Consider the following 13,391-nt stretch of genomic DNA (forward strand, 5'->3'; position numbering starts at 1 on the left):
GATCAAACGCATCCTCGCGCACGGCCTTGTCCGGCCGTGCGCGGACAACGAATCCACCCCATTTCACGGAATCAAGAATCATGGCCATTACCGACGTTGTTGTCCCCCAACTGTCCGAATCGGTGTCCGAAGCGACCCTGCTCACCTGGAAGAAGCAGCCTGGCGCGGCGGTCGAAGCCGATGAAATCCTGATCGAGATCGAGACCGACAAGGTCGTGCTCGAAGTGCCCGCGCCCCAGGCAGGCGTGCTGTCCGAAATCGTCAAGGGCGACGGCAGCACCGTGACCTCCGGCGAAGTCATCGCCCGCATCGACACCGAGGCCAAGGCGGCGGCCCAGCCCGCCACGGCGCCGGCTGCCGAAGCGCCCAAGGCCGCCACCGAAGCCGCTGCCGCCCCCGCGCCGCAACAGCAGGCCGCCTCCGCAGCCAAGTCCTCGGCCTCGACCGCCGCCTCGCCCGCAGCCGCCAAGATCCTGGCCGACAAGGGTGTGAACGCCGAAGACGTCCAAGGCACCGGCCGGGGCGGGCGCATCACCAAGGGCGACGCCCTGGCCGCGGGCGAAAGCAAGGCCGGCGCCCCGGCCGCGCCCGCCGCGCCCGCGCCCAGCCAGTCGCTGGACGGCCGCCCCGAGCAGCGCGTGGCCATGAGCCGCCTGCGCGCCCGCGTGGCCGAGCGCCTGCTGCAATCGCAACAGGAAAACGCCATTCTCACGACCTTCAACGAGGTCAACATGCAGGGCGTGATCGACCTGCGCAACAAGTACAAGGAAAAGTTCGAGAAAGAGCACGGCGTCAAGCTGGGCTTCATGTCCTTCTTCGTCAAGGCCGCCGTGGCCGCGCTCAAGAAGTTCCCGCTGCTCAACGCCTCGGTGGATGGCAAGGACATCATCTACCACGGCTACTTCGACATCGGCATCGCCGTGGGCAGCCCGCGCGGCCTGGTGGTGCCCATCCTGCGCAACGCCGACCAGCTCACCATCGCCGAGATCGAGAAGCAGATCGGCGATTTCGGCAAGCGCGCGGCCGAGGGCAAGCTGGGCCTGGAAGAGCTGACCGGCGGCACGTTCTCGATCTCCAACGGCGGCGTGTTCGGCTCGATGCTGTCCACCCCCATCATCAACCCGCCGCAGTCGGCCATCCTGGGCGTGCACGCCACCCGCGAACGCCCCGTGGTCGAGAACGGCCAGATCGTGATCCGCCCCATCAACTACCTGGCCCTGTCCTACGACCATCGCATCATCGATGGCCGCGAAGCGGTGCTGGGCCTGGTGGCCATGAAGGAAGCGCTGGAAGATCCGCAGCGTCTGCTGCTGGACCTGTAATCATTGCCAAGGAACATCATGTCCAAACAGTTTGACGTAGTCGTGATCGGCGCCGGTCCTGGCGGTTACATCGCCGCCATCCGCGCCGCCCAGCTGGGCATGTCGGTGGCCTGCATCGACGCCTGGCAGAACGGCCAGGGCGGCCCGGCTCCCGGCGGCACGTGCACCAACGTCGGGTGCATACCCTCGAAGGCGCTGCTGCAGTCGTCCGAGCATTTCGAGCAGGCCAACCACCACTTCGCCGACCACGGTATCGAGGTCAAGGGCGTGAGCATCAAGGTCGACAAGATGGTCGGCCGCAAGAACGCCGTGGTCAAGCAGAACAACGAAGGCATCCTGTACCTGTTCAAGAAGAACAAGGTCACCTTCTTCCACGGCAAGGGCGCCTTCGGCGGCCAGGTCGAGGGCGGCTGGTCGGTCAAGGTCAGCGGCACCACCGAGGAAGAGCTCGTGGCCAAGCACGTGATCGTGGCCACCGGTTCGTCGGCGCGCGAGCTGCCGGGCCTGCCCTTCGACGAGAAGCAGGTGCTGTCCAACGACGGCGCGCTGAACATCGAGGCCGTGCCCAAGAAGCTGGGCGTGATCGGCGCCGGCGTGATCGGCCTGGAAATGGGCAGCGTGTGGCGCCGCCTGGGTGCGGAAGTCACCGTGCTCGAAGCCATGCCCGAGTTCCTGGCCGCGGCCGACCAGCAGGTCGCCAAGGAGGCCCTGAAGGTCTTCACCAAGCAGGGCCTGGACATCAAGCTGGGCGTCAAGCTGGGCGAGATCAAGACTTCGGCCAAGCAGGTGACCGTGCCCTATACCGACAGCGCGGGCGCCGAGCAGAAGCTGGTGGTGGACAAGCTGATCGTCTCGATCGGCCGGGTGCCCTATACCGGCGGCCTGAACGCCGAGGCGGTGGGCCTGAAGCTCGACGAGCGCGGCTTTGTCGTCGTGGACGAAGACTGCAAGACCAACCTGGCCAATGTCTGGGCGGTGGGCGACGTGGTGCGCGGCCCCATGCTTGCGCACAAGGCCGAGGAAGAGGGCGTGGCGGTGGCCGAACGCATCGCCGGCCAGCACGGCCACGTCAACTTCGCCACGATCCCGTGGGTGATCTACACCTCGCCGGAAATCGCGTGGGTGGGCCAGACCGAGCAGCAGCTCAAGAAGGACGGCCGCGAATACAAGGCCGGCAGCTTCCCCTTCCTGGCCAACGGACGCGCCCGCGCGCTGGGAGACACCACGGGCTTCGTCAAGGTGCTGGCCGACGCCAAGACCGACGAGGTGCTGGGCGTGCACATCGTCGGCCCCATGGCCTCCGAGCTGATCTCCGAGGCGGTCACCATCATGGAGTTCCGCGGCGCCGCCGAGGACATCGCCCGCATCTGCCATGCGCATCCGACCCTGTCCGAGGCCATGAAGGAAGCCGCGCTGGCGGTGGACAAGCGCACGCTGAACTTCTAAGGCCGCCCGGACGCACCCTTAAGAACCCCGGCCCGAGCGGGGCGCCGCGGAGCTGGCTTTGCCAGTCCGCGGGCGCGCCCCTGGGGAAGGCGCGTAAGCGTCTCGGGGGGACTCCTCTTCATGAATGTCCTCGACTACTATCACAAGGCCTTGAGCGAGCGCGGCTACGCGCCCGATGCGGCGCAGGGTGCCGCGATCGGGCGCCTGCAGCGTTTCTACGACGATTGGGTCGAGTTCAAGAAGCAGCGTGCCAATCGCATCAAGCGCCTGATCCGGCGTCCCGAGGTGCCGCGCGGCGTCTATATGTGGGGCGGCGTCGGGCGCGGCAAGAGCTTCCTGATGGACGCCTTCTACGCCACCGTGCCGGTGCAGCGCAAGGCGCGCCTGCATTTCCACGAGTTCATGCGCGGCGTGCATCGAGAACTGGACGAGGTCAAGGGCACGTCCGATCCGCTGGACGAAGTGGCGCGCCGTATCGCCAAGCGTTACCGGCTGATCTGCTTCGACGAGTTCCATGTCTCGGACGTGGCCGATGCGATGATTCTTTATCGGCTGCTGCTCAAGCTGTTCGAGAACGGGGTCTCGTTCGTGATGACCTCGAACTACGAGCCGTCCACGCTGTATCCCGAGGGCCTGCACCGCGACCGCATCCTGCCGGCGATCAAGCTGATCCAGGACCGCATGGACGTGATGAACGTGGACGCCGGCGTGGACTACCGGCGCCGCTCGCTCGAGCAGGTGCAAAGCTACCACCAGCCCCTGGACGAGGCGGCCGAGCAGGCCCTGTCCGAAGCCTTCGACCGGCTGGCCGACACCGCGCCGCAAGAGCCGGTGCTGCGCATCGAGCACCGCGAGATCCGGGCGCGCAAGCTGGCCGGCAGCGTGGTGTGGTTCGATTTCGCCACCTTGTGCGGCGGGCCGCGTTCGCAGAACGACTACCTGGAGCTGGCCAGCCGCTTCCATGCCGTGATCCTGTCCGGCGTGCCGCGCATGGCCCCGCGCCAGGCCTCGGAAGCCAGGCGCTTTACCTGGCTGGTGGACGTGTTCTACGACCACAAGGTCAAGCTGATCATGTCGGCCGAGTGCCCGCCCGAGGAGATCTACACCGAGGGCACGCTGGCCAACGAATTCCATCGGACGGTCTCGCGCATCCTGGAGATGCAGTCGCGCGAGTACCTGGAATCCGAACGCCGGGCCGCCGCGGTGCTGTAGGCCATCCCGCCGCGCCCGGGCGGGCCCCCGGCGGCAAGAAAAAATTGGCCGCGATCCAATAAAAACCCGTTCGACACCCGCGCCTGCCCGGGCAGATACTGTGCTCCATCCAAACAGGGGGCCAGCATCGTGGTGCAGATTATTCCTTTCGAAAACGGTTTCGGCGCGGACGTGGCCGGCATATCGCCGCAACTGGAAGTCAGCGACGACCAGTTCCGGCTCATCGAGCAGGCTTGGCTGCGCCATAGCATCCTGCGCTTTCGGGGCCTGGACCTGACGCCGGCGCAGCACATCGCCTTTACCCGTCGCTTCGGCCCGCTGCATGTCATGACGCCGCTGAAGTTCAATCTCGAGGGCTATCCAGAGGTCTTCGTGGTGTCCAATGCCAGCAAGGAGGATCCGGCACGGCCGGCCCCCGTCGATGCGGCGGGCGAGGCGGGCCTGCGGCGCGCCGGCGAGGGCTTTCATACCGACGGCGAGGACAAGCGCGTTCCCAATGCCGGTTCGCTGCTGTATGCGCGCCGGGTGCCGCCCGAGCGCGGCGATACCTTGTTCGTGGACATGTACGCCGCCTACGAGGCCTTGCCGGCCAACGTCAAGCAAGCCATTGCCGGGCGGCGCGCCCGCTACAGCCGGATAGACCTGCATGCCGTGCACTATCCCTATATGGAGCCGCTGACCGAGGAGCAAAAGCGGGAGCGGCCCGACGTGTTCCATCCGCTGGCGCGCGAGCATCCGCGCAGCGGACGCACGGCGCTGTACATCGGCCGCTGGGCGGTTGACGTCGAAGGCCTGCCGCCCGAGGAAGGACGCAGGCTCATTGCCTATCTGCAGCAGTTCGCGCAGCAGCCGCGTTTCATTTTCCGCCAGCAATGGTTGCCGGGCGATGCCGTGTTGTGGGACAACCGTTGTACGCAGCATTGCGCCACCGGCTTCGATGACGGGAAATACGTCCGCACCATGTACCGCACGACGCTGGAGGGCGAACCGCCGCGCATGGCCGTCGTCCCCGCAGGCATTGCGCTCTAGGTCCGGATGGGCGGCCACCGGCCCGACCTGGCGCATCACGAGAGAGCCGCATGAACCTCAGATTTCTGGAAACCGTGTTGTGGCTGGCGCGGCTGCGCAGCATCAAGGCCACCGCCGACAAGCTGTGCATTACGCAGACCGCCGTGTCCAATCGCATCTCCGCCATCGAGCAGGACCTGAGCGTGAGGCTGTTCGAGCGCTCGGACGAAGGCTTCATGCCGACGCCGGCCGGCCTGCGTTTCCTGGAGCGGGCCCAGGACATCGTCCAGGCCTGCCACCTGCTGCGCCGGGAGATGCTGGACCCGGGCCAGTTGCGGGGCCACGTGCGGCTGGGCGCGGTCAGCACGCTGGTGCCCACCGTCCTGCCGGCGCTGGTGCGCACGGTGCGCGAGGACTTTCCCCATGTCTCGCTGAGCGTGACGACCGACTTGCCGGACCGGCTGCTCAGGGAGATGCAGGCGGGCAAGCTGGACATGCTGCTGGTGTCCAGTCCGCCGGTGCTGGGCCCGGAGTTCGAGATCACGCCGCTGTGCTCGTTTTCCATGCATTTCGTGGCCAGTCCCGCGCTGGGAATCGACACCTCGCGGCCCTTGACGCCGCAGGAGCTGGCCCAGCATCCCATCATCGGCTATCCGCCGGGCTCGCCTTCGCAGGCGCGCATCGATGCCTATTTCGCCGACCACGCGCAACAGACCGTGGTCATCCATGCCTCGGCCACCCTGCCTACCAATGTGCAGATGGTGGCGGCCGGCGTGGGCATTGCGCCCGTGCCGTGGGCCGCGGTGCGCCGGGAGATCGAGCAGGGCACGCTGGTGGCCCTGCCTGCGGCCAAGCCGCCGGTGCCCGTGCATTACGTGGCCGCTTTTGCGCGCGAAGGCCAAAGCGAACTGCCTCGGGCGGTGTCGGCGCTGGCCCGGCAGGCCGCCGCCCTGTATTGCGAGAGCGCCGATCCGGCGTGGGCCTGGGCCAGCCAGGACGACGATTCCACACAGGAGCACCCATGAGGGTTTCATTGATACAGACCAACGGCCTGTCGGACAAGCACGCCAGCTTGCAGGCCGCCGAGCGCCTGGCGCGCCGCGCCATCGAAAGGGACCGGCCGCGCCTGGTGATGTTTCCGGAACATTTCGACTGGTCCGGCGGAACCGTGGCCGAGAAGGTGGCGGCTGGCGAGCCCGAGCGGGACGGGCCGGCCTATGCGATGTGCCAGGGCCTGGCGCGCGAGTTCGGCATCTATGTCCATACCGGCAGCTTCTACGAGCAGAGCGGGCGCGGCGACAAGGTCTACAACACCTCGGTGGTGTTCGACCCCCAGGGCCGCGAGATCGCGCGCTACCGCAAGATCCATATGTTCGACATCGTCACGCCCGACGGCATGCGCTATGGCGAGTCCGATGCCGTGGCGCCGGGCAGCGAGGTGGTGGTGGCGCAGGTCGACGGTGTGCGCGTGGGCCTGGCGATCTGCTATGACCTGCGCTTTCCCGAGCTGTTCCAGCGGCTGGTGCGCGAAGGCGCGCAAGTCATCGTCCTGCCGGCGGCCTTCACCCTGCAGACCGGCAAGGACCACTGGGAAGTACTGTGCCGGGCGCGCGCCATCGAGACGCAGTGCCACTTCCTGGCCTGCGGCCAGTTCGGGCCGTTCAGCCAGGGCGGCCAGACGCGCCACAACTACGGCCATTCGCTGGTGTGCGACCCCTGGGGCCACGTTATCGCCAAGGCCAGCGACGGCGAAGGCCATGTCTCGGCATGGCTGGACATGGACCGCGTTGCCCAGGTGCGCCAGCAGATTCCGCTTGAACAACACAAGGTGCTGTGATGAAAAAGTACGTTATCGGACCCATGCCCGGCCCGCTGGACCCGCAGGTGCCCGCGCAACTGGCCCCGGTGCAGACGGCCACGGTGGGGCATGTCCGCCACTGGGGCTTCATGAGCCCGGCCATCCGCCCGCTCGACCACCGCAGGAAGGTCGTCGGCCGCGCCATCACCCTGGCGCTGCCGGCCCAGGATTCCACGCTGCTGCATCACGCGCTGGGCCTGATCGGGCCGGGCGACGTGCTGGTCATCGACCGCCTGGGTGATCGCAAGCACGCCTGCCTGGGCGGCGGCGTGACGCAGGCCGCGGTGGCGGCGGGCGCGGCCGGGGCGGTGGTCGACGGCATGTGTACCGATCCTTCCGAGATCGCGGGCCTGGATTTTCCCGTCTGGTGCCGGGGCATCTCGCCCATCACGACCCGCATCTACGACCTGGCCGGGATGTTGAACATGCCGGTTTCCTGCGGCGGCGTGGTGGTCAACCCTGGCGATGTGGTGCTGGCCGACGAGAACGGCGTGCTGGTGCTGCCGCCGCAGGACGTGGACGAGGTGGCGCGCTGGGCGCTGGCCAAGCAGGCAAGGCAGGAAGAGAACGCGGCCAGCATCGCACGGGGCGCTCGCCTGGGCGAGCTCTCGGGGGCCAGCGCCCACGTGCTGCGCGCCATGCAAGGCTGAACCGCGCGGAACAGCTTTCAGGAGGCGGGACGGCAGCCCGTCCCGGAGGCGACCGGACCAGGGGCACGCAGACCCCGTTTCATTCAAAGCAAGGGGAATCAACCATGTTCGTTCGAATCATGCGCGCATGCGCGCGCCACAGCATCCTGGCCGCAGTGGCCGCCGCGCTGGCGTCGGCGCCGGCCCAGGCCGCCTGGCCGGATCGGCCGCTGCGCATCATCGTGCCGTTTCCGCCAGGCAATTCCTCGGACGTCTCCATGCGCCTGATCGCCGAGAAGCTGGGCGCCGCGCTGGGGCAGGCCGTCGTCGTCGAGAACCGCACCGGGGCAGGCGGGGTCATCGGGACCGACTATGCGGCCAAGCAGCCGGCCGACGGCTACACGCTGGCCATGGGCTCGACCGGCCCCATGTCCATCGCCCAGTGGCTGCGGCCTGGCACCGTCCCTTACCACGCCGCCGAGGATTTCGTGCCCGTGGCCGCGGTCGCCTGGGCGCCGCAGGTGCTGGTGGTGCGCGCCGACTATCCGGTTTCGGATTTCAAATCCTTCATGGCCTACGCCAAGGAGCCGGGCCGGCGGCTGGCGTTCGGCTCTTCGGGCAACGGCACCACGCCCCACCTGGTCATCTCGCAGATGCTGAACCAGGCGGGCATCCAGGCCACGCACGTGCCCTACCGGGGCGGCGTGCAGGCCGCCACCGACCTGGTGGGCGGGCAGGTGGACTTCATCTCGGACAACGTGCCGGTGGTCAGCAGCCTGCTGCAGTCGGGCAAGGTCAAGCCGCTGGGCGTGACCGCCGCCCAGCGCATCTCCTCGCTGCCCGACATCCCGACCTTGCAGGAGCAGGGGCTGGACGGCTTCGACCTGCAGGGCTGGATATTGCTGCTGGCGCCGGCCGGCACGCCGCAGGACGCCCTCGATCGCCTGCGCAGCGAGACGGCCGCCTTGCTCAAGACCGAGGAAGTGCGCGAGCGGCTGAACGGGCTGGGGCTGGTGCCCATGGAAATGCCCATGGCCCGCTTGCAGGATTTCCTGGCCCAGGAGTCGGACAAGTGGAAGCAGGTGGTCGAGGTCTCGGGCGCGGCCGAGAATTGAACCGGCCCGGACCGGCCGGCGCGCGCGGTAAACTGCGGGCTTTGTTTCCTACGCAGCCCGCGCGCCCATGAACACCCGCGTATTGACCGGCATCACCACCACCGGCACCCCCCACCTGGGCAACTATGTCGGCGCCATCCGCCCGGCGGTGGCCGCCAGCGCCCAGCCCGGCGTCGATGCCTTCTTTTTCCTGGCCGACTACCACGCCTTGATCAAGTGCGACGATCCGGCCCGCATCGCCCGCTCGCGCCTGGAGATCGCGGTGACCTGGCTGGCGGCCGGGCTGGACCCGGAGAAGGTCACCTTCTATCGCCAGTCGGACATTCCCGAGATCCCCGAACTGTGCTGGCTGCTGACCTGCGTGACCGGCAAGGGGCTGATGAACCGGGCCCACGCCTACAAGGCCTCGGTGGACCAGAACGTGGCCAAGGGAGAAGAACCCGACGACGGCGTGACCATGGGCCTGTTCTCTTATCCCGTGCTGATGGCGGCCGATATCCTGATGTTCAATGCCCACCGGGTGCCGGTCGGGCGCGACCAGATCCAGCACATCGAGATGGCGCGCGACATCGCCCAGCGATTCAATCATCTGTACGGGCAGGGCCAGGAGCTGTTCGTGCTGCCCGAGGCGGCCATCGAGGAAGACGTGGCCACCTTGCCTGGCCTGGACGGGCGCAAGATGTCCAAGAGCTACAACAACACCATTCCTTTGCTCGAGGGCGGGGCCAAGGCCACCCGCGCGGCGATCATGCGGATCGTCACGGATTCGCGCGAACCTGGCGAACCCAAGGACCCGGGCAGCTCGCACCTGTACACCCTGTACAAGGCCTTTGCCGCGCCCGAAGAGACCGCCTCGTTCGCCCGGGCGCTGGAAGACGGCCTGGGATGGGGAGAAGCCAAGCAGGCCTTGTTCGAGCGGATCGAGCGCGACCTGGCCCCCATGCGCGAGCGCTACGAAGCCCTGATGGCGCGGCCCGATCAACTCGAGGAAATCCTCATGGCCGGCGCCGAGCGCGCCCGCCGCATTGCCCGCCCCCGCATGCAGGCGCTGCGCGAGGCCGTGGGCCTGCGCAGCCTGGTTGCGCCCCGCGCCGCGGCCAAGCCGGCCGCCTCGGGCAAGGCTGCCCGCCAGGCGCGCTTTGTCAGCTTCCGCGACGAGGACGGCCGCTTCCGCTTCCGCCTGCTGGCGGCCGACGGCGTCGAACTGCTGTGCTCGGTCGCCTATGACGACCCCAAGTCCGCCGGCGCGGTGCTCAAGCGCCTGCAGGGGGGAGAGGCGGCACAGCTGCAGGCCGAGGACGGGCCGCGCTTCGTGCTGCGGCTCGACGAACAGGTCGTGGCCGCCAGTCCCGCGGCCGACGACCTGGCCGCGCGCGACGCATTGCTGGCGCGCGCCCGGCAGGCCTTGGCTGCGCTGGCGGCCGGCTAGGCTTACGCGGCCCGGCCTGTCGTAGAATGGCCGGGACGCCGGCCCGGCAGGCCGGCCGCCTGTACAGGACATCTATTGGCCGTTTCCAGCATCGCTTTTTCGCCCAACCCCGGCACCCGAGTGCGGCAGTTGTTCGTATTGCTGCATGATGCGGCAGGCAGCCCCGAAGGCCTGGAGGCCCTGGGCCTGGCGCTAAGGGTGGCGTTTCCCGGCGCGGCGGTCCTTATCCCGGCCGGCCCGCAAGCCTGCGACGGCGGCCGTCCGGGCCGCCAGTGGTTTTCCGAGCACGGGGTGGACGAGGCCAACCGTCCGGCACGGGTGGCGCAGGCCTTGCCCGCGTTGATCGACTACGTGCGGGCGGCGCAGCACCGCCTGAAACTGCGCGGCGCCGACACGGCCCTGGCCGGTTTCGGCCAGGGCGCGACCCTGGCGCTGGAGGCCGTGCAGGCCGAACGGCTGCTGGCCGGACGCGTATTGGCCTTCGGCGGGCGCTATGCCAGCCTGCCGGCCACTGCGCCGCGCTATACCACCATCCATCTGTTGCACGGCGCCCAGGATGCCGTCGTGCCGGTGCGCCATGCGCAAGCCGCGCAAGACCGCCTGGCGCAGCTGCAGGGCGATGCCACGATAGACGTGGCCTGGCGCGTGGGCCATGAGTTGCATCCGGCGCTGGTGCGCCAGGCCATCGTGCGCCTGAAGACCTGCGTGCCGCTGCGCAAGTGGGCGCAGGCCCTGCAGGGCGACCCCGCTCCGCCGGCCGGCACGACCCTGCATTGAGCCGCGCCGGCCCGGCAGCGTGAGCCGCCGGGCCGATGGCCGGCCTTGGGCAGGCCAGCCGCCGCGCCCAGGGTTACTGCCGCGCCTTGAGCTTGGCGAAGGCCTCGGCCATCGCGCCGCTGGGCGGCGGAGCCGATTGACCGGGCCGCCGGCCGGCGCCGCCACGGCCGCCCCGCGGCTCGGCCGAGGCACCCGCGGCGCGGCGCGCCGGCAGCGCGTCGTCGTTCAGCCGCATGGTCAGCGCGATGCGCTTGCGCGCCACGTCCACTTCCTGGACCTTGACCTTGACGGTCTGGCCCACGCGCACCACGTCGCGCGGTTCCTTGACGAATTTCTCGGACAGGGCCGAGATGTGCACCAGGCCGTCCTGGTGCACGCCGATATCCACGAAGGCGCCGAAGGCCGCCACGTTGGTGACCACGCCTTCCAGGATCATGCCCGGCAGCAGGTCGTTGAGCGTTTCTACGCCTTCCTTGAAGGTGGCGGTCTTGAACTCCGGGCGCGGGTCGCGCCCGGGTTTTTCGAGTTCGGCGAAGATGTCCTTGACGGTGGGCAGGCCGAATCGCTCGTCGGTGAAGTCGCCGGGCGACAGGCCCTTGAGGGCTTCGCGGTTGCCCAGCACCTGCTTGGCATCGGCCGAGATGCGCGCCAGGATGCGTTCGACCACGGGATAGGCTTCGGGGTGCACCGAGGAGGCGTCCAGCGGGTTCTCGCCGTCGCGGATCCGCAAGAAGCCGGCGGCCTGCTCGAAGGCCTTCTCGCCGAAGCGCGGCACTTCGCGCAGGGCCCGGCGCGAAGGAAAGGCGCCGTTGCTGTCGCGGTAGGAGACGATGTTCTTGGCCAGCAGGCTGTTAAGCCCCGAGACTCGCGCCAGCAACGGCACCGAGGCCGTGTTGACGTCCACGCCGACCGCGTTCACGCAGTCCTCGACCACCGCATCGAGCGAGCGGGCCAGTTCGCGCTGGTTGACGTCGTGCTGGTATTGGCCCACGCCGATGGCCTTGGGTTCGATCTTGACCAGCTCGGCCAGCGGGTCCTGCAGGCGGCGCGCGATGGACACGGCGCCGCGCAGGCTGACGTCCAGGTCCGGGAATTCGGCCGCGGCCAGTTCCGAGGCCGAATACACCGAGGCGCCGGCCTCGGAGACCACGATGCGGTGCATCTTCAGCTCGGGCAGGGCCGCCATCAGTTCGCCGGCCAGCTTCTCGGTCTCGCGCGAGGCCGTGCCGTTGCCGATGGCGATGAGCTCGACCTGGTGGCGCTTGGCCAGTGCGCCCAGCGTGGCCAGCGCGCCGGCGCGGTCGCGGCGCGGCTCGAACGGGTAGACGGTGGCGGTGTCGACCAGCTTGCCGGTGCGGTCGATGACGGCCACCTTCACGCCGGTGCGGATGCCCGGGTCCAGGCCCAGGACGGTCTTGGGGCCGGCCGGGGCGGCCAGCAGCAGGTCCTTGAGGTTTTCGGCAAAGACCTGGATGGCCTGCGCCTCGGCGTTTTCGCGCAGCTTGCCGATCAGTTCGGTCTCGAAGGCGGTCAGCAGCTTGACGCGCCAGGTCCAGCGGCAGACCTCGCCCAGCCAGCGGGCCCGCGGCGGGGCGTCGGCGTCGAACAGCCCGCGGCCCAGCTTGAGGAAATCGGCCACCCTGGTCACGCAAGGATGCGGCACCTGCGCTTCGAACTCGGGTTCGAGCGCCAGCCGCAGCTCGAGCACGCCTTGCTGGCGTCCGCGCAGCAGGGCCAGCACGCGGTGCGAGGGCAGGGTGCGCAAGGGTTCGCTGAAGTCGAACCAGTCGCGGAAGTTGTCGCCCTCGGCCTGCTTGCCTTCGACCACCTTGGAGACCAGCAAGCCCGTGGACCACAGGTGCTCGCGCAGGCTGGCCAGCAGGTCGGCGTTCTCGGCGTAGCGTTCGGCCAGGATGTCGCGCGCGCCGTCCAGGGCCGCCTTGGCATCGGCCACGCCGGCCTCGGCGTTGACATAGCCGGCGGCCAGCGCCTGCGGGTCGCAGCCGGCATCGGCCAGGATGGCATCGGCCAGGGGCTCGAGCCCGGCTTCGCGCGCGATCTGGGCGCGCGTGCGGCGCTTGGGTTTGTAGGGTGCGTACAGGTCTTCGAGCCGCTGCTTGGTGTCGGCCTCGCGCAGCGCCTGTTGCAGGGCCTCGGTGAGCTTGCCCTGCTGGGCGATGGATTCGAGGATGGCGCCGCGCCGCTCTTCGAGTTCGCGCAGGTAGCCCAGGCGCGCTTCCAGATTGCGCAGCACCGTGTCGTCCAGGCCGCCGGTGGCTTCCTTGCGGTAGCGCGCGATGAAGGGCACGGTCGCCCCGTCGTCGAGCAGTTCGAGCGTGGCGGCGACCTGGTTGGCGCGCACGCCCAGTTCGGTGGCCAGTTGCGCGACGATGCGCGCCTTGACGGTGTCGGCGGACTCGGCGGTGTAGGAGACGGAAGTATCGGACATCGTTGCGGGCAAGGAAAACGGGAAAACCAAGCGCAGGATTGTGCCATAAGGCTGCCGGCGCCCGGCCCGTGCACCTGGCGGGCGGGCAGGACAAAAATGCCCCGGCCAGGCTCGCCCGGCCGGCGCGCCGCGGGCGCCGGCGCTGT

11 protein-coding genes are annotated in these 13,391 nt (G+C 68.9%); 10 read left to right on the forward strand and 1 reads right to left on the reverse strand.

Features of this window, described 5'->3' with window-relative positions; all coding sequences use genetic code 11:
* Positions 1 to 80 precede the first annotated feature (80 nt).
* The 10 genes from odhB (at position 81) to ypfH (ending at position 10,796) form a co-directional block, all read left to right on the forward strand.
* On the forward strand, positions 81 to 1,322 hold the full coding sequence (odhB, locus tag V8Z80_RS05875; RefSeq protein ID WP_155195405.1) for a 2-oxoglutarate dehydrogenase complex dihydrolipoyllysine-residue succinyltransferase: 1,242 nt from the start codon (positions 81 to 83) through the stop codon (positions 1,320 to 1,322).
* An 18-nt stretch (positions 1,323 to 1,340) separates the two neighbouring features.
* On the forward strand, positions 1,341 to 2,768 hold the full coding sequence (gene lpdA, locus V8Z80_RS05880) for a dihydrolipoyl dehydrogenase (RefSeq protein WP_336061341.1): 1,428 nt from the start codon (positions 1,341 to 1,343) through the stop codon (positions 2,766 to 2,768).
* A 120-nt stretch (positions 2,769 to 2,888) separates the two neighbouring features.
* Positions 2,889 to 3,980, forward strand: a complete 1,092-nt coding sequence (zapE, locus tag V8Z80_RS05885; protein ID WP_336061342.1) for a cell division protein ZapE — start codon at positions 2,889 to 2,891, stop codon at positions 3,978 to 3,980.
* 129 nt (positions 3,981 to 4,109) lie between these two features.
* Entirely contained in the window at positions 4,110 to 5,009 is a 900-nt protein-coding gene (locus V8Z80_RS05890; RefSeq protein ID WP_336061343.1) for a TauD/TfdA dioxygenase family protein, read from the forward strand.
* A 50-nt stretch (positions 5,010 to 5,059) separates the two neighbouring features.
* Positions 5,060 to 6,013 (forward strand): LysR family transcriptional regulator, encoded by a 954-nt coding sequence (locus tag V8Z80_RS05895; RefSeq protein ID WP_155195401.1) that lies wholly within the window; start codon positions 5,060 to 5,062, stop codon positions 6,011 to 6,013.
* Entirely contained in the window at positions 6,010 to 6,825 is an 816-nt protein-coding gene (locus V8Z80_RS05900) for a carbon-nitrogen hydrolase family protein (RefSeq protein WP_155195400.1), read from the forward strand. The genes V8Z80_RS05895 and V8Z80_RS05900 overlap by 4 nt, the downstream gene beginning before the upstream one ends.
* Entirely contained in the window at positions 6,825 to 7,496 is a 672-nt protein-coding gene (locus V8Z80_RS05905; protein ID WP_155195399.1) for an RraA family protein, read from the forward strand. The genes V8Z80_RS05900 and V8Z80_RS05905 overlap by 1 nt, the downstream gene beginning before the upstream one ends.
* 104 nt (positions 7,497 to 7,600) lie before the next feature.
* Entirely contained in the window at positions 7,601 to 8,590 is a 990-nt protein-coding gene (locus V8Z80_RS05910; RefSeq protein ID WP_336061344.1) for a Bug family tripartite tricarboxylate transporter substrate binding protein, read from the forward strand.
* Positions 8,591 to 8,657: 67 nt separating this feature from the next.
* Entirely contained in the window at positions 8,658 to 10,019 is a 1,362-nt protein-coding gene (locus V8Z80_RS05915; RefSeq protein ID WP_155195397.1) for a tryptophan--tRNA ligase, read from the forward strand.
* Positions 10,020 to 10,094: 75 nt separating this feature from the next.
* Entirely contained in the window at positions 10,095 to 10,796 is a 702-nt protein-coding gene (ypfH, locus tag V8Z80_RS05920) for an esterase (RefSeq protein WP_155195396.1), read from the forward strand.
* A gap of 73 nt (positions 10,797 to 10,869) precedes the next feature.
* Here ypfH and V8Z80_RS05925 read toward each other — a convergent pair whose 3' ends face one another.
* Entirely contained in the window at positions 10,870 to 13,245 is a 2,376-nt protein-coding gene (locus V8Z80_RS05925) for a Tex family protein (RefSeq protein ID WP_336061345.1), read from the reverse strand.
* Positions 13,246 to 13,391: the final 146 nt, after the last annotated feature.

The organism is Orrella sp. JC864 (genome assembly GCF_037026685.1).
Lineage (GTDB): Bacteria > Pseudomonadota > Gammaproteobacteria > Burkholderiales > Burkholderiaceae_B > Orrella.